The sequence below is a fragment of the Draconibacterium sediminis genome, assembly GCF_000949475.1.
Lineage (GTDB): Bacteria > Bacteroidota > Bacteroidia > Bacteroidales > Prolixibacteraceae > Draconibacterium > Draconibacterium sediminis.
In genome coordinates, this window is record NZ_JRHC01000003.1 from 174,391 (window position 1) to 192,835 (window position 18,445).

General features: G+C 40.6%; 16 protein-coding genes. 2 read left to right on the forward strand and 14 right to left on the reverse strand.

Features of this window, described 5'->3' with window-relative positions:
* Positions 1 to 370 precede the first annotated feature (370 nt).
* Positions 371 to 1,381, forward strand: a complete 1,011-nt coding sequence (locus LH29_RS13230; protein ID WP_157493690.1) for a hypothetical protein — start codon at positions 371 to 373, stop codon at positions 1,379 to 1,381.
* 69 nt (positions 1,382 to 1,450) lie between these two features.
* Here the strand turns inward: LH29_RS13230 and LH29_RS13235 are convergent, their stop codons facing one another.
* The 7 genes from LH29_RS13235 to LH29_RS13265 form a co-directional block, all read right to left on the reverse strand.
* A complete protein-coding gene (locus LH29_RS13235; RefSeq protein ID WP_045030577.1) occupies positions 1,451 to 2,818 on the reverse strand; it encodes a B12-binding domain-containing radical SAM protein in 1,368 nt (455 codons plus the stop codon).
* Between the two features lie 4 nt (positions 2,819 to 2,822).
* Positions 2,823 to 3,626 (reverse strand): SDR family NAD(P)-dependent oxidoreductase, encoded by an 804-nt coding sequence (locus tag LH29_RS13240; RefSeq protein WP_045030579.1) that lies wholly within the window; start codon positions 3,624 to 3,626, stop codon positions 2,823 to 2,825.
* Between the two features lie 6 nt (positions 3,627 to 3,632).
* Positions 3,633 to 4,607, reverse strand: a complete 975-nt coding sequence (locus tag LH29_RS13245; RefSeq protein ID WP_045030581.1) for a UbiA family prenyltransferase — start codon at positions 4,605 to 4,607, stop codon at positions 3,633 to 3,635.
* 10 nt (positions 4,608 to 4,617) lie between these two features.
* Positions 4,618 to 5,550 carry a diacylglycerol/lipid kinase family protein gene (locus LH29_RS13250; protein ID WP_045030583.1) on the reverse strand — a complete coding sequence of 311 codons (933 nt, stop codon included), beginning with the start codon at positions 5,548 to 5,550 and terminating at the stop codon, positions 4,618 to 4,620.
* Between the two features lie 3 nt (positions 5,551 to 5,553).
* The gene (locus LH29_RS13255) at positions 5,554 to 6,846 is read right to left on the reverse strand and encodes an aminotransferase class I/II-fold pyridoxal phosphate-dependent enzyme (protein ID WP_045030584.1); all 1,293 of its coding nucleotides are present in this window, start codon (positions 6,844 to 6,846) and stop codon (positions 5,554 to 5,556) included.
* Positions 6,830 to 7,825: an AIR synthase related protein gene (locus tag LH29_RS13260; protein WP_045030585.1), complete on the reverse strand. Its 996-nt coding sequence runs from the start codon at positions 7,823 to 7,825 to the stop codon at positions 6,830 to 6,832. Before LH29_RS13260 ends, LH29_RS13255 begins: the two co-directional genes overlap by 17 nt.
* 252 nt (positions 7,826 to 8,077) lie before the next feature.
* The gene (locus LH29_RS13265) at positions 8,078 to 8,593 is read right to left on the reverse strand and encodes a hypothetical protein (protein WP_045030586.1); all 516 of its coding nucleotides are present in this window, start codon (positions 8,591 to 8,593) and stop codon (positions 8,078 to 8,080) included.
* A gap of 136 nt (positions 8,594 to 8,729) precedes the next feature.
* On the opposite strand from LH29_RS13265, the gene LH29_RS13270 reads away from it, so the two are divergent.
* On the forward strand, positions 8,730 to 9,332 hold the full coding sequence (locus tag LH29_RS13270) for a porin family protein (RefSeq protein ID WP_045030588.1): 603 nt from the start codon (positions 8,730 to 8,732) through the stop codon (positions 9,330 to 9,332).
* Between the two features lie 198 nt (positions 9,333 to 9,530).
* Here the strand turns inward: LH29_RS13270 and LH29_RS13280 are convergent, their stop codons facing one another.
* From LH29_RS13280 to LH29_RS13310, 7 genes are all read right to left on the reverse strand, one after another.
* Positions 9,531 to 9,965: a pyridoxamine 5'-phosphate oxidase family protein gene (locus tag LH29_RS13280; RefSeq protein WP_045030592.1), complete on the reverse strand. Its 435-nt coding sequence runs from the start codon at positions 9,963 to 9,965 to the stop codon at positions 9,531 to 9,533.
* Between the two features lie 118 nt (positions 9,966 to 10,083).
* A complete protein-coding gene (locus tag LH29_RS13285; RefSeq protein WP_045030594.1) occupies positions 10,084 to 10,341 on the reverse strand; it encodes a transporter suffix domain-containing protein in 258 nt (85 codons plus the stop codon).
* A gap of 39 nt (positions 10,342 to 10,380) precedes the next feature.
* Complete coding sequence (locus LH29_RS13290) at positions 10,381 to 11,016, reverse strand: WbqC family protein (RefSeq protein WP_045030597.1); 636 nt, start codon at positions 11,014 to 11,016, stop codon at positions 10,381 to 10,383.
* Positions 11,017 to 11,067: 51 nt separating this feature from the next.
* Positions 11,068 to 11,667 carry a hypothetical protein gene (locus tag LH29_RS13295; protein WP_045030599.1) on the reverse strand — a complete coding sequence of 200 codons (600 nt, stop codon included), beginning with the start codon at positions 11,665 to 11,667 and terminating at the stop codon, positions 11,068 to 11,070.
* A 428-nt stretch (positions 11,668 to 12,095) separates the two neighbouring features.
* A complete protein-coding gene (locus LH29_RS13300) occupies positions 12,096 to 15,569 on the reverse strand; it encodes a discoidin domain-containing protein (protein WP_045030601.1) in 3,474 nt (1,157 codons plus the stop codon).
* 62 nt (positions 15,570 to 15,631) lie between these two features.
* Positions 15,632 to 17,218, reverse strand: coding sequence for a DUF4998 domain-containing protein (locus LH29_RS13305; protein ID WP_082063691.1), 1,587 nt, complete (start codon positions 17,216 to 17,218; stop codon positions 15,632 to 15,634).
* Positions 17,219 to 17,230: 12 nt separating this feature from the next.
* On the reverse strand, positions 17,231 to 18,424 hold the full coding sequence (locus LH29_RS13310; RefSeq protein WP_045030605.1) for a DUF4959 domain-containing protein: 1,194 nt from the start codon (positions 18,422 to 18,424) through the stop codon (positions 17,231 to 17,233).
* Positions 18,425 to 18,445 lie beyond the last annotated feature (21 nt).

Sequence of the window (18,445 nt, forward strand, 5' to 3'; positions counted from 1 at the left end):
ATAATTGTATATAGCCGTTGGTTATCAAATGCTATTGGAAAAAACAGAACTACTGATGTTAGAATTGTAACTACGCCAACAACTGCACCTGCATTATTTTTTAAGATTTTCATTTTACCCTCCCTGTCTGATTTACAATTTAAGGAAAATAACAACTTAAGTCAATCAAAAACAGTAAAATAAACTTTCATTTTATCACCAGGGTATTAACAATCCTGTTGCATACTATTGATAACCTTTTTGATACACCAGTTTCAGTAACTGAGCGAAATTATTAAATGGAATAAGTTTAAATTATGATAAACTTTAGTTGCTGTGAATCAAAATTTCAAAAGAGCCGTAAAAGATTGAACCAGTGATAAAATTTTAAATGAAATCCATGCATCGGGTTAGTACCATTCAGAAAGAGTTTTTTCAACTCGTAAAAGAAAAATTATCCCCGAATATCTCACTTGTTTTTGAAGTTTCCAGTTTGTTGGGCATTAGCCAGGACAGTGCTTACCGAAGAATAAGGGGGGAGAAGGAGCTTACCCTTGAAGAGCTGTTTGTGCTGAAAGACTTTTTCAATATTTCGTTAGACCAGTTAAATGGAGAAGATTTATCGAGTGTAAATTTTAGTTGTTCGGTAATTCAACCTCAGAATTTCAGGGTAAGCGACTGGCTGGCGAAATTGTATGAGGACACCAAACGTATCCACGATTCCAAACAACGGGAGCTTATATACGCGGCAAAAGATCCTCCGGTTTTTCATTATTTTCAGTTGCCGGAAATAGCCGCATTTAAAGTCTTTTTCTGGGAAAAAACACTTTTTCAGTTTCCTGAGTACAAAGAAAAGATGTTTTGTTTCGATGACATGGAAAATACGGCTTATGTGAATGGTAGAAAAGCACTGGCTTTAGCCTCTCAAATCCCGACCATTGAAATCTGGAACAATCATACCTTCACGATCATGCTTAGCCAGATTGAATTTTATTATGTCTCCGGTTTTTTCAAAAATAGGGACGACTTACTAAACCTGCTTGATAAAATGGAGAAGTGGATTCATCATATCCAGAAAGAGGCTGAGTTAGGTTTTAAGTTCCTTTATGGCAGCGAACCCAATGGAGTGGAGAATAATTTCAGACTGTACTATAACGAGGTTGTATTAAATGACAATACCATACTTGTTCGTACTGACAGCGGATACAGCTCCTATCTTACTTTTAATGTAATTAGCCTGCTAAATACCACCAACCAAAGTTTTTGTATTGAGTTGGATAAATATTTCCGAGGACTAATAACAAAATCAAACTTAATAAGCCACACCGGCGCCAAAGAGCGCAACCGCTTTTTTAACAGTCAGCTGCATGCTTTGGAACAAATGCGTTCGTCGCTTTCCTAATCGGTTTCAGATTGAAATGATTGTACAATCTGCATCAATCTGTTTTCAATCTACATCAATCTCTCCTGCTTAGGAACTTTGCATTTCATAAACTTTCATCCGGGCATGATGCCGCTGAAAAATTGAAATCTTTATCATCATTGCCGACAGGAATACAGCTCTGAACAAGCGTTTAAAAATATTACCTTTAAAATGTGCAGCGCTGATAAAACGCCACCACCGCCTGATGATATTGCGCCATGAATAGAACTTTTTGTTGATGTTTTTGTAGGCGCTAAAAACCTGTTCTTTTGTAACCTTTTTGGGTTGAAATACTAAATGATCACCTTCGTAGTGCGCCAGGTTTTCATCCGTAATACGGCCTTCTTCCTTCACCAGTTTGTGAAATGGTGTTCCCGGAATCGGGATTGATATGGATAACAAGATAGAACTCGGATCGATCTCTTCCAGCTTGTCGGGGAGTTTGTCGTAATATTCTTCCGTATCCTCGTCCAATGCGATCATCATTCCGGTGAAAGTTAAAATGCCTCGTTTTTTTAGTTTCATAAACAGCTCTTTGTATTCGGCCGTTTTGTTTTGCTTTTTATGAACAAAGGCCAGGCTGGGTTCATTTAATGATTCCAAACCGATGAATGCCAAACCGCAATGCGCCTGTTCAAGCAAGTCGATAAATTCATCATCGTGCAGGCAGTCAAAACTAAATTGTACACCCAACGACCATAATTTCAGCTTTGCAATTTCGCGCAATAGGTTTTTGGCATACGCTAAATCGCCACCCAGGTTGTTGTCTTGCAGCATCGCTATCTTTCTTTTCAGAAGCGGAAGTTTTTGAGTACTACTTAAATCGTTCACCACGTCAGCAATCGGACGTTTGCGGTGTGGGGCCGGATTAATGTTCAACTGGCAATAGCTGCATTTGTATATACATCCGCGGGTTGCTTCGGTAACTACCGGCACTGTAAAGTCCTTCTCAATCAAATCGTAGCGTGGCGGAGGGATATTATCAAGCGGCGGTGCAAACGGTGCATAATACAACTTTTTCAGGCGATTGTTTACCAGATCGTGCACCACAATCGGCCATATTTTTTCAGCTTCTCCAACAACGGTGGCATCCATGTAGTCTTCAATCTCTTCGGGATAAGTGGAGGCATAACGTCCTCCTGCGATTACTTTTTTCCCTTTTTCTCTGAATCTTTTGGCAACTTCTTTAGCATGAGCGGCGCAAAAATCCATAAAACTAAGTGCTATATAATTGGCATCAGTTTCATAGTTGATAGGGCGGATCATTTCGTGCAACAGCTCTATCTCGACTATTGACGGAGTTAAGGCTGCCAGTAATGCTCCCGAAACAGGTGGAGCCGGCGATTTTGCGAAATAGGTTCGTTCGTCGCCCAGGTTCTGAAACAATACGATTATGAGCAGTTTTGGCTTTTTCATGACTTCAGGTTTTTAATAGTTTACCGGCTCTTTTACGAAAATAAGCCCTGACAAATCCCGGTGAAAGTGCAGCCACTTTCCCAATAAGTTTACCACGAAGCGAGAGTGCAGCCTCTGGTTTGTTCCGTTTCATTTGCTGCACAATTTGGTGGGCAACATCTTCGGCTTTTGCCAGTTTATCGCGATATAAACGGGCTCCCGGCAAGAACTTTTCGTTACGGAAGAAGCGGGTTTGGGTGTAATCGGGAGCTACATGTAAAACCGAAATTTTGGAATTATACAATTCGGCTCTTAAGGTTTGGCTGAACGACCTTAACGCAGCTTTACTGGCCGAGTAGGCAGCATAACATGGCATACCATAAAGCGCGGCGATTGACGATACAAATACGATCATTCCACGACTATTTTCAGGGAAATAAGGAAGGGTATGGTACGTCAGGTTCACGGCGCCCATAAAATTGATATCCAGAATTTGTTTGAAATCCTGAGGTGTGGTATTTTTTATCGGACCGTAAACACCAATTCCTGCGTTATTAATCAGAATGTCAATTGCTTGCTTTTCGGGAGATAGTTGCTTTATCGCGTTTTTAACCGCCTTTTCGCTCGAAATATCACAGCTTATAATAACTGGCTCAGATAGCTGTGGATTTGCCGAAACCACTTCGTTTCTAACCTGTTCCAAAGCTTCAAGATTGCGGGCCATGAGAATCAGCCTGGGATTGTATTTTGCCAATTCAAAACAAAGTTGTTTCCCGATTCCGGATGAGGCACCGGAAATTATTATTCGTTTATTTTTTAGTTCAAACATGATCGGTCAGATTTGCCCTTTTTCAGGTCGGAACAACAAAACCAGTTCGAAAACAAAGTAGTAGCACAAAGCAAACAAGTACCAGTCGGGTTGAAAAGTAACCGTAATTGCCAGATGCCACAAGATGAATGCCCTTACCGTAGAAACGATGGGGTAGGTGGCATTTTCTTCAGTTTTTACGGGAGTGAAGTGGGCTTTAACCTGCCCCGAAACAGCTACTAAAATGGCTATAATAAATAGTGCCAGCCCGATTGTGTTTGTGGCATCGATAAGGAAGAGTGAAGCGAGCGCAGTAATAAATACAAAAATGTCGCCCAGAACAACCGAGTGGTCCCAGCCAAATTTTACGGCGAAAGTATTGTAACCGGTTTCTCTGTCGGCAGAAATATCTTTTAAATAGCCGATCAGGACAAAATTCGCATAAGAAAAAAGGCTTATTACACACAGCCAAATGAGCTTGCTATTATTAAGCGATGCAAGGCCTTTTCCTGTAACTGCTAAAAAGGCCGTAATGGGTAAGATCATAACGATCCAGCCGTTGTAAAATGGCCCGGCTACCCAAAAATTCTTTTTAAAATAGGTGTAAGTGGCCAGTCCAAATATTGCCAGCGAACAAAATATCAGATTGTTGAGATTGTAGAATATCAGTGGAATTCCAATCAGAACCAATCCGGCCAAACTAACACCACCAAGCGCTTTTGGCGATACTTCTTTTTTTACCAAAGGCCGGTACGAGGCGGAAATGGCATCGGTGTCGGTTTGAAAACAATCGGTTAAAGCCTGACCAAAACCGTAGCCCAAAAAGAACGGTAAAAACAAAATTACAAACCTGGTTATCGAGCTGCTTTCCCGCCAGCCCAATGCGAGCCCGGCCAATCCGGCTGCCCCGGAAACAAACAACAGGTAAGGCCGCATGTGGATAACAAGTGCTCTCAGAAAACGGAGGGATAGAACCGGTGCAAAGTTATTTTCATTTTTCATCGTAATCGTTTTAATCGGCAACAAATAAAGCTTTGGGTAACACAGAAAAGCGAAAACGACCAGCTTCAATAATTTCTCCGTCGGTTTCGAGAAGAACAGGCTTTGCAGAATTGATTTCTACGGACTGCACAAGAGCTGTTTTACAGTTCTTTGTTTTTGAGAATCGTTTTCGATATAATGCGTAAAGCAGCTTGGGAATTTGTTGTCTTTTAAAGTTCTCGGCCAGGTATAATCCTATACAGCCACTGTCGGCACCCGGATCAATATCGTAACAGAAACTACCTGAAACATTGGGGTTTTTAGCAATAGAAAGGTTAGTGACGCTGGTTGAAATCTGCTCTTCGTTATAAGCAATTTCCAAGTTAATATTTTGGTAAGTCCGCAGCGTTTGAATAATCGTCCACAAAATAGCGATGCCGGTTGATCGCGGTTTCAGAAAACGAATAATTTTGTTGCTGTTGTCGTTAAAAAGTTGGTTCCCCAAAGCTGTAAAACCAAGGCTGGCATTAACGATAAAAAGCTGTTTTTTTGTTGTGTCGCTATCTGTAAACTCAACCAGCCCTAAATCAACCGGCTTTTTATTTTCAAAATCGATTTTCACCGGAATCCCGCTGATTTTGTGTTTTACAGGTTTAAGAAAATCGTTACTCGATCCCAGTCCAATGGCACCAATACTATAAGGTTCGAGTTGGTAATTTGTAACCTCCGCAAGCGTATTGATGAGGTTGTTTATACTCCCATCCCCTCCTGCAGAAATAAAGTTCTTTACTTTATATTCGTTTATTAAAGTTTCCATCAGGCTGTTATGGTTATCGGTTTCCGAGAAATGGATATACAAAGTGCCAACAGGCATAATACTCTTCACATCATCCTCAATGTGATCCCATTTTTTCCCGGCCGATCCATTGTTGGCAAAACCATTTATCAATACCGCAGTTTTCATGTTTTAATCGTTGCAAACTATATTGTGTTTATACCAAATCAGTTCTACGGTGTCAACCAGTTTTTTCAGGTCATCGTTGGTGTGGTTGGCACTTATCGAGATTCGAAATCGTTGTTTGTCAGCAGGCACAGCCGGAAACTCAATAGCATTTAAGAAGATTCCCTCGCGATTAAAATCGTTGGCCATTTTTCGAATGTTGGCATCTTGTGGAACATTTAAGGAAATGATTCCGGCTTGCGGAGGCGTTGTTATTCCAAAGGGTTTCAGCTTACGTGTTAAAAACGACACATTCTTTTTAAGTTGCACCCGTCGCCAGGGTTCATTTTCAATAACATCGATACCTGCCAGAACAGCGGCTATGGTTACAGGCGGCAACGAGGCGGAAAACATATAGGTGCGCGCCATAAATCGCAGGAATTCGATCACCTCACGCGAACCGGAAATAAATCCACCATTTACCGCAAAGGCTTTGCTGAAGGTTCCCATAATTATTTCGTTGGTCCATTTTATCCGCAGTTCCTCCATAATTCCCTCGCCGTTAAAACCCAAAACGCCTGTTCCATGTGCATCGTCGATAATGGTGTGTGCATTATATTGTTGTGCCAGTGGAATTATTTGATCCAGGGGCGAAAGGTCGCCATCCATTGAGTACACTCCTTCAACTGCCACAAAAAGGTCGCCATCGGGTTTATGTGTTTTTAGTAAATCTTCCAATTGCCCGATGTTGTTGTGCCCGAAAGTGATACATTTCCCTCTTAACAGTTTTACCCCATCGAAAAATGAAGCGTGGTTGTATTCGTCGGCCAATAGCAGATCGTGCGGTGTGCATAATCCGTAGAGCAATCCCAGGTTTGCGTTGTAACCGCTGGTAAATATCATGGTGTCTTCAGTTCCTTTTAATTGGCTCAGCCTGTTTTCCAGTTCTTTCATCAGCGATGAATAACCGTTAAGCAGTGGCGGTCCGGCAATACCCACTCCGTACTTTTTTATGGCTTTTTTTACCGTTTCTTTAATGTGCGGATGGTTGGCCAGCCCCAGGTAATTATTTGAACCGAACATCAACATTTCCTTCTTGTCTCCATCGGCATCAACAGCAATTACGGTGCGGTCGGTTGACGAATCGATTACCCGCATGTACAAATGCTTATCCGCTTCTTCCTGGTTTTGCAGGGAAACATGGAATAATTTAATTCGCTCATCCAATGGTAACTTTCTCCCATTCCTCCATGCACTGGAGAAATCAATACTGTACCCGTTGCCACGTTTTTCTTCCTCGTTTTCAGATGTTGGTTTCATGACCTTTTAGGTATTTTGTTAATGCAGATATGTATTCCTGAGGTTCGGAAAAATCCCGTCCTCCAATATTAAAATCGCCCAAGTCGTAAAGTTTTGAATCCGATAAGAGCATTCTCTTTTCTTTCTGTATTGTCCCTATTTTGGTGAAATACAGCTCTCTGCTTTCCGCTTCCGCTAAAAAGCTTTCTTCATCTTCAGGTTTAATGGTAAATACAAGTTCATATTCACCACATTCGCCCAAAAACAATAATTCTTCCGGTAGTTTTAGTTGGGTCATAAAAGCACTGGCAATAGGATCGGAATTTAAGCGGTCGATCAAAAAACCGGTGTTGTTCAGCGAGGAAATAGTTCGAAGCGCGTTTCCAATTCCATCGCTGGAGTCGATACAGGTTGTGGCAAATTCCTTTATTAACCCGGCCTCTTTATGTCTTAGTTCAAATTGAGTAGAAATATTACTATCGATATTAAAAAGTTGTAAAGCGGCTTCAAAGTTGCCTGTACCACAATTTCCTGTCATGTAAATAAGCTCGCCGGGAGCTGTTCTTTTTCGCATCAGCGGTTTATCCGAATAACCGATTGCAATTCCGGTGTAGTGCCATTCTTCCGAGGTTCCCAGGTCGCCACCGATAAATGCCGCACCTGTTTCCACGAGAATTTCTGCTACACCACTCGCTAATTCAACCAGGTACGAATGATCCCATTTTTCGGGATTTAATGCAACAGAGTGACTGAAATACTGAGGGGCACCTCCCGAAGCTAAAATATCGCTCAGGGTGGCCACCGCCAGGTTTTTACCCAATTGAAAAGGATTGGTGGTGCGAAAATGATCTTCTTTTGAAAAATCGTCAACCGAAAAAAGTAAATAACCGTTCTTCTTTTTCAGGATTTCTGCGTCGGATTCAAAAAGATCATTAAGCTGTTTTTTGCTGCGAGGAAGTTGATCCGAGAGGAGAGAGATGATATTTTCTTCCAGGTTCATCGGGCCGTACTTTTGGTTTTCTATTCAAAGATACGACACCGGGAGTATGGAAAACAATAGCGAAATGTGGGCTATTATCCGGTTATTATTGGTTTCTATACAGAAAATTGCAAAACAGGAATCCCGATTATTATTTTTTACTGAAAAACGGAGTAAGGGGAAATGAACTGGCAAAAATTGCTAAAAAAACGGATCAATACCAATCAAAAAAAGGGCAATAAAACAAAAGTGTTTTGGAATATTCGGTGGAGTTTATTTTTCTTCCGGCGCGGTATTGGCTTCCATGGTCATACCCGGGTAAAGGCTGAAACGTTTAACATCGGTGGTGTAAATTTCAATCATTTCGTCGTCATCGCTTTGTGGGGTATTGCTAAAATATAAATGGTAGGCAGCGTGCATGGGCACCATTACTTTGCAATTTAAATGTGGCGGAATACGAATATCCATAAAATCACAGTAGTTTTTTTCATCCCAAACCAAATCGGTAAGCATATTCACGTAAATTGTGTCGTTTGTTGGATTGATCAGGTTAATCTTTTTAAATTGCTGTTCAGAAGGAACATAGTCGACTTCGCACTCCAGCATTGCACCAACAAAAGCAGATCCTAACCCTACCACTACCTCAGCAAAAATATTCCCACCACGGCTGGTTCTCAGTTCTTTTTGTCGTTCATAGCTCGATTTGTCGTAAATATACTTCGGACTCGAGCAGCTATGAAAAAGAAGAAGAGCACTTATAATCAGCAGATAAGGCAGGTGTTTTTTCATGGTTAATTTGTTTTGAAAAATAAATTACAATTTTCATGCCTGAATTTACGGAGAAAAGATGCAACGATATTTGTAAAAACTCTGTATACTTGAAATAGAATTTTAACGTTATAAACAAAATTCAAAACTAATAGTTATGAAACGATTTCTTTTTGCTTCTCTATTTGTTTTAATCGCATCGATTGGATTTGCCCAACCTGTTTTTGATTTGGGAGTGAAAGCCGGTGTGCATTATTCAAACATGAGTCTTGACGGAGATTTTGACCTTAGTTCAGATGCCATTACCAAATTACATTGGGGTGCGTTTGGTCGGGTAGGCTTTAATCGTGTTTATGTTCAGCCCGAGGTTTATTTTAGTAAAAAAGGTGGCGATCTGTCGTATGAAGGTCCGATGGACATTGGTACCTTAACGGGTGGATTTGATTACAAGAATATTGATGTGCCGGTTCTTTTGGGATACAAACTGGTAAAAACTCCGGTAATCGACCTTCGCGTTATGGCCGGTCCGGTATTTAGTTTTGTTACCGATGCCGATTATCCGAATGAGTTGGATCCATACCTGAGTGATGATTTTTTTGAAGATAACTTATTTGGCGTGCAATATGGTTTGGGTGTTGATGTTTTGTTCTTTACGCTTGATGCCCGCATGGAGCATACAGGTAAAGTTTACGATGATCCGGATTTTGTTAACGGAAAATCTACGTCGTTTATGCTGACACTTGGTTTTAAGATTTTGTAATATGAATACAGAAGGCTTCGGTAATAATCGAAGCCTTTTTTTTGCTCCAATTGTTATTAACTTCTCGCATCAGTTTTTCGATAAGCCGGGCAGTGTTCTTCAGTTCAATTTATTGTGGTACAAATTTGCAACCATAAGGGTATTTCGGTTGGTAAAGAACGGTTTTAGAATAATGAGGAAGTGATCCAAGAAGCTTAATCAGAAAACCAGGTGTTCCACATTTTCTTCGTTCATAACATCGCTTAAAGTCCAAAAGTGCACATCGCCGGCAGTTACTCTGAAAATTTCGCTAATGGGTTCCAGATCATAGCCGGAAATATCGTCCAGATAAAGGCGTGCTTCATGCAAGCGGTGTATCATCTCCGGATCATTGACAAATTCAACCACGCCTGTTAACCGCATCTGTTTGGCTTGTGCCATATCTCGCGGATTGTTGTAAAAACAAACTTCTACTTTCGGATTGTGGTGAAGTTGTTTCGACAAGTCTTTCGGAGAGAGAGTGCCAAAATAAAAACCCGTTTTATCGGCAAAAAACAAAAGCACGGTTCGGACACGGGGCTGGTCGCCCTCGCAGGTTGCCAAATAGCAAACCGGGTTGGCAGCGGCAAACGAAATGTAATCATTTATATTCATGGCTAAAGATTTTTGGTGTAACACATAAGTTACAAAAAATCAGTGTGAAATGCAATATTGAAAAGTACTCAGGAGGAGCGAAGTTGAGATGGTTTTATTGAGTGCTAATTGATGTCGTTTACCCGTTTTGGTTCTTCTTTTTAAACCAGTTTACCGGGTTTAACTGTTTTTTATATTTGGTAAACAGTTCTTTGCCAACCAGCAGTCCTCCGGCCCAAAACACAACTTCCATCAATATAAAACTGGTTGTTGATGCAGCAACTTTGGTTTTGGTGGGCAAATCAAAAAACGGGATGATCAGAGTGGCAGCAAAAAATACACCCGAAAAGATCATTAAAAAAATTCCGATTTTTATCTGACTGTTTTTTCTACTCATAAAAGTCAAAACAGCAAAAGCGGGGGATTGTTTCGTCGCTTATTCACTCTGCAAACTTTGTAAAAGAATGGTGTAAGCATTTGGCCCTTCGTTAAATAAGAGATCGAGGATGCTTAAATTAGGTAAGAATCCATATTTATCGGAGAATACCTGCGTGTAGGTTTGGGGCTGAAATGCTATATCGGGATTGTGTTTCAATTTAGGCGAAATACCATCGCGCAAATTGAAGGTGTTTTCAGGTACTTTTTCAAAGTCTTCAGTTAAGCGGATTTTATTTTCAATCTCGAAAAAATCACAAAGTTGCTCGTGTATTTGCTGGTTATAGTCGAGCAGGTATTTGGTTTTACTTTCAAAAAACGGGTACAGTTCATCCTGGTAATACTCGAAAAACGGCGATGAGTTGTAGGCCGAAACTATGGTTTGCCAGTGGTTACGTTGCCAGTTTTCGTCGTACGATATCTGCAAATCTTTTAAAAGGATTTTTGGTCCGCGCCCTTTTACCACCGGAATAACCAGCGAAATTGGTCCGTTACCTCCCAATATCAGGCAGCGGTTGCGGTAGGTTTGTTTGGTGAAGTTCTCGTATTGTTCGATATAAACTTCAGCATGGTGTAAATAACGCGTATAAAAATGTACCGGAGCAAAATAGGCAGTACTTAGTAAAATAGGCTTCAACTTTGATTATTTTTGTTCAACAACAAAAATACCAAAATAATAGATTTGTGGCTATTTATGTTTTGCTTTAATGGTTTCGCAATAACGTTCAACAATTTCAGGGAAATCGCTGAATTTGTAACGGCCGTTTTCTATGTCTTTTACCAGGGCTTTATCGTCACTAAATAATTTTGTGCAGGTTTCGAAACTATCCTCGTTATAGTTGTACCATCTAAAATCCATTAAAACCATATAGTGTGGCACTTCAATTATCTCCGATTCAATACCGGTATTCTCCATTTTAGTGGTTACAAAATAGTAAAGTGGATAAATGTTGTCGGACAAACGAAGAATAAAGTTGCCGTCTTTAGATGGAAAAATACTTAAGCGAATATCGTCGCGACTTTCGAAAGTAACTCGTCCATTTTCGGTGTCCATAAAAAAGCCACTAATTACTCCCGGTTTAAATGATTTCTTTTTACCACCGGCATCAATGAATTTTACCTCGCTTTGAAGTTTTAGGATGTTTTCCTTTTTTATACTGGCAGCAATTGTATCGTTGTTTAAACTGATAATACCTCCGGGTAAATATCCTTGTTTCTTTTTTTGAAATGACTTACCAAATACATTTAGTGAAGCAATAATTAGTAGCATCAGAAGGGTAGTTTTCATGATTTTATTGTTTAAATAGTTGTTTCAAAGTTAAGTTTAGAACAAATATTATTCCATTAATATTTGTTAATAAAATTTATTTATAGTTAATGTTTATTAGTGCGTCGATTTTATCGAAAATGCTGTAATCTAAATGATAACAAGCCTAAATTAAGTTCCTCGGAATGCCCTGGCGGAAGCTTGTTCAAGTATATTCAATCCAGATAAGTTAAATGCCAACTTTCATACAATAGTTATTCATCAGGAAATGAATTATATTTTAAGCGACTTATCTCTGGTTTAAATTCAACATGAATCAATATTTTATGAGGTAGGTATTTATAATAAATACAAAATGCAACGATTTTACCCTCATATTCCATAGGCATCAAGTAATTCCTTTTCTATTTTTAATCTCTTGTTTGTTCGTTCATTTGCGGCATGGTTTTTTAGTTTTTAATGAATTTAATGCGGTAAATTTTCCCATCACTGTTTTCAACGGTAAGTATGTAGGTACCGGTGTAAAAACTTGAAACGTCGAAAGAATACTTGCCATTGGAAGTGTTGAAATTTCCCAGTTCTATTATCTCGGAAGTTATTGTATAGAACCTGTAAGTCCAGGATTCATCTGTTTTGTATTGAGGCACTGAAATGTTTAACTTTTCTTTTGCTGGAATGGGGAAGGCATCCAAATCAAAAATTTGAGGCTGACGAATTCCGGTAATGTTTTTTTGAATGCATCCCGTAACATCAAGTTCGGCAATACTAGTAAACTTGTTGTCGTTTTGTTCCGACAACGACCGCAGCATCAGGTATCTTCCGGGTGTAGGAGTAATGCTTATGGTTTTTCGCGCTGCACCATCTCCAAATTCGCCACTGTCAACTGGTTCTCCCCAGTCGTTTGTATCAGTTGAAAGGTATATTTCGTATTTTTTGATTCTGCCGTTGGCGCTGTTCTGCCGGGGAAGATATTTAATTTTACTTACCTCATATTCCCTGCCCATATCAATTCGTATCTCGTGAGGTTGTCCTGGCGAGTTATTATACCACTCGCTGTGCCATATGGTTGATTGGTCACCATCAAAGGCATTTATAGCTGCACCATCTTCGCCGTTTATTTCCTCGCTATCTACATAAAGTAGGGTCCACAAATTATTGTCTACATCAGCTGGATTATTACAATCGTTAACCGAAGGACATGTAGTTGTGCTTACCATTGCTTGTATTGTTTTTTGATAGGAAACACTGTTCTGTGTAATTTTCATTGTAACATCATAATATCCCGGATTTCCCAACACCACTTTGGGATTTCTCACTGTTTTGTTACTAATGAATTCGGGTTCTGGAGTTATTGTCCATTCCCAACTGGCGCCTGAGTGGTTGATTATGGAATGATCATCGAAATACAGCGTATCCTCCATACAATCATAGTGCTGTTTCTGGACCCAGGGATTAAGAATTGGCACAAATTCTGGTTCTAGCATCGGGCTTTCCCAAACACCGGCATTCCCCGCTACACGGATTTTGCTGTCGCGGTAGAAAGGTAAAGCCAGATTTACGGACATTCCTGCCGGGTAGTTTGTGTTGTATTCGTTCCAATATGGCTGAGATTCGTAGCGGTAGTAGACTTTTGAATTTTTGTCGTTTCTGGCATGGGTGAACATATACAACAGGTCTTGTTCGTTTTTGACAGGCTGAATTACTATGCATTCGGTGTAGGCGTCAAGCCCGCTTGTCCAGTCTTCCCAACTTGTTCCTCCGTTTACTGAACGAAACACTTTCCCAATATCACCAGACCATGCTCCGTTTTGCAGGCAGGCGTAAATTTTGTTTTCGTCGTGAGGAGAAATAACAAAAAACAATTTCCCGTTCCAGTAGGAATTACCATACGAACCATTGGTCAATGCAGGTTTGTGTTCCCATCTTTTTCCTCCATCTTCGCTACGGTATAATCCTTTTCCAACTATGTCTGCATAGAGTACATCAGGATTTTTGTGGCTGATCTGGAAGTATCTTATCCGGTCAGTAAATTGAAACAGCAGATCGAATGTCTCTCCCGAATCATCGCTTTTCCACATTGAATTTCCTTCTCCCAAAAAGATGGTACCGTAATAATTGGGATGTTGTACCATATTGCTTCGCCGGCCACCATATTCATCCATATTTGGAAACTTACTGAAAATAAAACGTCCTTCGGCAGGCTCTTCAGCAGTTTTTGGTAGTATCCAGCCATTGCCCAGATCGTTAAATGCCACATGACGGCTTTTTCCTTTTATAACCCATCCTGTTGCAGATTCGCCTCCTCCCATTCTCAGCGATTTGTTATTGTATAGATCCGAAATAGCTGTATTTCCATTGTGGTATCTGCCGCCAACAACAATATCTTCATTCCATCCCTGGTCAAAGCCCCACATATCAGACCCAATTATTCCTTTTGTTCTTGACGAATAGTTTTCAATTTCTGTGAAAAGATTGGAGGAGTAGTTCATCCCGCCATCGGTTGCTACCCAGGTTTCACCATTGTCAAGAATTTGCATGTCCTGTATGTCGGGATGAATGTCAAAATCACCGCCATAGCCACCAACTTTAGTGAAATTAGTGCCACCGTCTGTTGATTTCCAAAGCGAACAGGTTCCCCAAAAAACGGTATTTTCATTGTTTGGATCTGCCTCCAGAACCAGGTCGAAATAACCTTGCCCATTGGTAAATCCACCAAGCCCGCCAACTGAACCATATTCTCCTTTTTTCTTTTCTTCCCAAATATAAGTATCGCTGCTTTTTAATCCCTTAAGAATAAAGGGTACTGTTTCGTCTCCTTCTTCGGCAAGTAAGGTGACATACAGAATGTTTGGATTGTCCACTGTAACAGCCAGCAGTCCTCCTGATGTTTCAGTATAGTTTTCGGGAAATGAAGCGATGGATGAGAAACTTTCTCCATTGTTTTGCGAAATTATTACCTGGTAGTTACCCGAACTGTTCTTACTGAGACCGAATATTACCTTAGGATCCAGCGGTTTGAATTCAATGTCGTAGCATACCCGGCTCCATTTTCTTTCCCACGATGTGCCTGCATCTGTGCTGATAAACATGCCATCATCTGCTGCTGCGGCCAGAATATTTGGGTTTTCCGGGTTAATTCTCATTCGGGAGGCTCCAAAATTTTGTTGGGGTAGTAAAAGGGGAGACCAGTTATTACCGCCATCGCTGGTTTTATGAATTTGTTTACCGGCTGATACATAAACGGTATCGCTGTTGCCGGGGTGTATGGCTACTGCTGTAACGCCACCGCCAAAAGGGTAATTTGTTCCGACCTGAAACCAGCTCAAACCTTTATCGGTTGATTTGTTTACAAATCCGGTTTCTGTTCCGCAGTATAGTATGCAGGAATCGGAAGGGGCAACATCGAAAGAATATACGTTTACCTGCCAGGGGCATTGTTTAGGATTGCCTTTATTATCCAGCTTGTTTGCACTAATATTTTCTTCATTTCTCCAAAACGTTTCTTTTGGGCCCAATAAACTCCAGCTAGCTCCGGAAACTGAAGTTGCTTTTTCTGTTAAGTTGGTATTTTTCTGTATCTGGAATTGTCTGTTTTTAAGTTCGGCAATATCTGGTAATAGTATTTTCCCTTCTTTATTGGTATAAGGAATAACAACTCTTTTCCAAATTTTGAAATATCTTATTATGGCTGATTTTTCATTTGGATGTTGAAGTATGTAGTTTCTGTAATCTTCCTCCAGTTCGATGAAATTGACCGGGTATTCATATAACATCTTTTTCCATCCTGTATAAGAGTCAGAAAAAGCAGGTTTGTACATTCTTTCTATTCCGGGTATATCATCATAAGGTGTGAATTGGTTTTGCGCATTGGCAGTTAGGGCAAAAATGGAAAAAAGAATCAGGAAGGTGAGATTTTGTTTCATGGTAAATGAAAAGAAAGCCCGTTTTTAACAGGCTTTCTTTTCGAATTAACTAACTAAATTAATTATTGAGTAACTTGTGCGTAAACATTCAATTCGGCAAGGAAGGTGTAATTGTTAGGACCTTCAAGTGCAACAAATTTGAAATATCTTGCTTCGGGTAAGAATGGCAGTGGGAACAACTGAACATCATCAATCTGAGAATTGAAATCGAAAATTCCCTGATCGGTAAAATTCTCGCCATCATTACTGGTTAAGATCTGGAACTTGGTGTGTCCTCCGCCATTTCCCTGTCTACGGGCACAATCAACAGCTAACATTCTTACGGTGCTATTCATATCAATTGTAATGTAGTGCGGATAGTCAGGCGAAGAAGCAGACCATGCAGAATGCCAGAATGTATTAATATCACCATCAAATGCCGCAGTTGCATAACCATTTACCGGACCTTCACCACCTGCTTCTTCCGATGAGAAATCGATAATGTCCCATGCCGAACGATCAAGCTTTGAGGCAACCTGGCCGTAAACATCCATTTCTGCCAAAAATGCAAAGAAGTTGGAACCTGCTGTTGCCGTATATTTAATGTAGCGAGCCATTGGCAGGTTAGGCAGTTGGTACGATTGACTATCCATGTTCGGATCGTAATCGAAGCTTCCCTGGTTTACATAGTTAACCCCGTCTAAACTTGTTTCGATGGTGAATCGTGTTTGACCACGGCCATCGCCCTGGCGTCTGAAGAAATCCATGCGGTTGATTTTCACAACATCTTTCATGTCGACAGTGAAGAAGTGAGGATAATCCGGACTTCCCCCGTTCCACTGGGTATGCCAGAATGTACCAAGGTCTCCGTCTATTGCAGCCGATGCCAATCCGTTAGGAGCACCTTCAGCAGGTTCTTCAGTCGAAAAGTCAATGATTTCCCAGTTGCTATTGTCTATTTTTTCTCCTTCGAATTCAATAAACAAGGGCAAAGTTGTTGTTTCAACTGGTGATGCAAATGTATCGATCGCATTTTCTTCGGGAATGTAAAATGACTTATAAGTCAATTCACTTTCTGATTGCCATCCCCTGATAACTAACTTCTCCGTGTCGGGAGCAAGGCTTGACGTAACCGTTGCTCCATCAGAATTCATGTAGCTGTATTCAACGCCGGTGTGTCCTTTTGCAGGTGTACCCCACATTACAATGACCGAGTCAACAGTTCCACCACCTTCAATGCTAAGAATCGGACGATTGGTTAATCCAGCCAGGTATTTTTCGTTGTAGGCTGAACCGGTAACCTGCTCTTTCACCGAACGGTTTCCATTTTTATCAATAGTATAAATTTTAAAGAGGTACGATTTCTCTTCCAGGTTATTGATCATAAAGGTTATGGAATCGAGTGGTACTGCCGGCGATATTTCTTCGGTTTGCGAGTCGGCGCCGTCGTTCCATTCTATAACACACTTATTCACGTTTACTGCATTAACCAGATAATACTTAATGCCAATCCTGTTTTTACCAGCAAATGTTTCCGGAATTAGGGGTTTTGGCGCATATATAACCTCGCCATCCAGGTATTCACTATGTATGTCTTCCATTTCCTGACAAGCGTTAAAAAGAAGCGCAAGTGAGAATATGAAAGTAAATAATATTGTTATTTTTTTCATAAGTCTAAGTTTTTATTCTTCTACAACTTGTCCGTAAAAAGTGATTTCTCCAAAGTGTGAGAATCCTGTTAATCCCCAGGTTTCATGTATCACAAATCGAACATATCTCACTTCCGGATCGTCTAAAGTAAAGGAGTATTCATCACCGTTCAACAAATGTTCCTCGTCTTCGGCTGCGGTTCCGCCTTCTAACGAAGGTTGTCTTGCCACACATCCGTTGTCAGGAGCTACGCGAAGCGGGAACCAGTTATCAAGGCTGCCATCCTGGGCGGGCTCTTCCTTGATTCCCCAGATGTCCATTAAACGCGGATTACCATGTCGGTAAGCGAATGTTTGCCGTTGGTGAACAATAACCCTACTTAATTTCACAGTTGCTCCTAAATCAAGGGTTAATCGTTGTGGCCAACCATCAGAACCTGCATAAGTATGGTTAAAGGTATTAATGTCATCGTCCCAGGCATATTCTGCTCTTCCTTCCCAGGCATTCCAGCCCGAAGGAACATCATTATCCAGTTGAACCAATACCCAGTTTTCTTTATCCAGTTTTTCTTCGTAAAGTGGAGTAACTGTTATTTTGGATGTATCAGAATAATTATCCCACCGGTCACGAACTACAACAGCAAACTCTCTTTCTTCAGGTTCAAATCCTCTAATGGTATATTCTCCTTCGGTTACACCCGAATAAATCACATCGAGTAAGCTAAGTGTTCCCGTAGAGTCTTCAGCCATGAAAAAGAAAGCCAGGGAAGCATTGTTCTCGTTGTCCCAACGGAACCGAACGCCTCCAAAGTCGCCTACCATCTGAATTGTACTTTTTACGGAATGAACATCGGGAAGTTCCGGATTAACTTTTACGGTAACTGGACTGGAAACATTTTCGCTTCGGTCAACTGCATACAGTGTAACGGTTTTTTCGTCCGTGTCGCCAAATCCTTCCACCTGAATCATATGCAAATAGCCCGAGCTTTTGCTTACAACTTTTCTACCGTCTGATAAGGTATATTCAGCCTTTACATAAAGCAGGTCTTCATCTGATGGCAGACTATAAGAAATAACTGCTGCACCGGGTAAGTTTTCGACCTGTGGATTCGTAACTGGTCCCGGTGGATCTGAGTCCGGAAATATAGGTTTATGGGTATCTTCCTCACAACCACTCAAGAGGGTTACAATTCCGATTATTGCGATTAAATAAATGTATTTTTTCATTTTTTAAATCTTTAAAATTAA

What these genes read in the sequence shown, in the direction of transcription:
- LH29_RS13230 (WP_157493690.1), top strand. Translation starts at nt 371, where the DNA reads ATGAAATCCATGCATCGGGTTAGTACCATTCAGAAAGAGTTTTTTCAA.
- LH29_RS13235 (WP_045030577.1), bottom strand. Translation starts at nt 2,818, where the DNA reads ATGAAAAAGCCAAAACTGCTCATAATCGTATTGTTTCAGAACCTGGGC.
- LH29_RS13240 (WP_045030579.1), bottom strand. Translation starts at nt 3,626, where the DNA reads ATGTTTGAACTAAAAAATAAACGAATAATAATTTCCGGTGCCTCATCC.
- LH29_RS13245 (WP_045030581.1), bottom strand. Translation starts at nt 4,607, where the DNA reads ATGAAAAATGAAAATAACTTTGCACCGGTTCTATCCCTCCGTTTTCTG.
- LH29_RS13250 (WP_045030583.1), bottom strand. Translation starts at nt 5,550, where the DNA reads ATGAAAACTGCGGTATTGATAAATGGTTTTGCCAACAATGGATCGGCC.
- LH29_RS13255 (WP_045030584.1), bottom strand. Translation starts at nt 6,846, where the DNA reads ATGAAACCAACATCTGAAAACGAGGAAGAAAAACGTGGCAACGGGTAC.
- LH29_RS13260 (WP_045030585.1), bottom strand. Translation starts at nt 7,825, where the DNA reads ATGAACCTGGAAGAAAATATCATCTCTCTCCTCTCGGATCAACTTCCT.
- LH29_RS13265 (WP_045030586.1), bottom strand. Translation starts at nt 8,593, where the DNA reads ATGAAAAAACACCTGCCTTATCTGCTGATTATAAGTGCTCTTCTTCTT.
- LH29_RS13270 (WP_045030588.1), top strand. Translation starts at nt 8,730, where the DNA reads ATGAAACGATTTCTTTTTGCTTCTCTATTTGTTTTAATCGCATCGATT.
- LH29_RS13280 (WP_045030592.1), bottom strand. Translation starts at nt 9,965, where the DNA reads ATGAATATAAATGATTACATTTCGTTTGCCGCTGCCAACCCGGTTTGC.
- LH29_RS13285 (WP_045030594.1), bottom strand. Translation starts at nt 10,341, where the DNA reads ATGAGTAGAAAAAACAGTCAGATAAAAATCGGAATTTTTTTAATGATC.
- LH29_RS13295 (WP_045030599.1), bottom strand. Translation starts at nt 11,667, where the DNA reads ATGAAAACTACCCTTCTGATGCTACTAATTATTGCTTCACTAAATGTA.
- LH29_RS13300 (WP_045030601.1), bottom strand. Translation starts at nt 15,569, where the DNA reads ATGAAACAAAATCTCACCTTCCTGATTCTTTTTTCCATTTTTGCCCTA.
- LH29_RS13305 (WP_082063691.1), bottom strand. Translation starts at nt 17,218, where the DNA reads ATGAAAAAAATAACAATATTATTTACTTTCATATTCTCACTTGCGCTT.
- LH29_RS13310 (WP_045030605.1), bottom strand. Translation starts at nt 18,424, where the DNA reads ATGAAAAAATACATTTATTTAATCGCAATAATCGGAATTGTAACCCTC.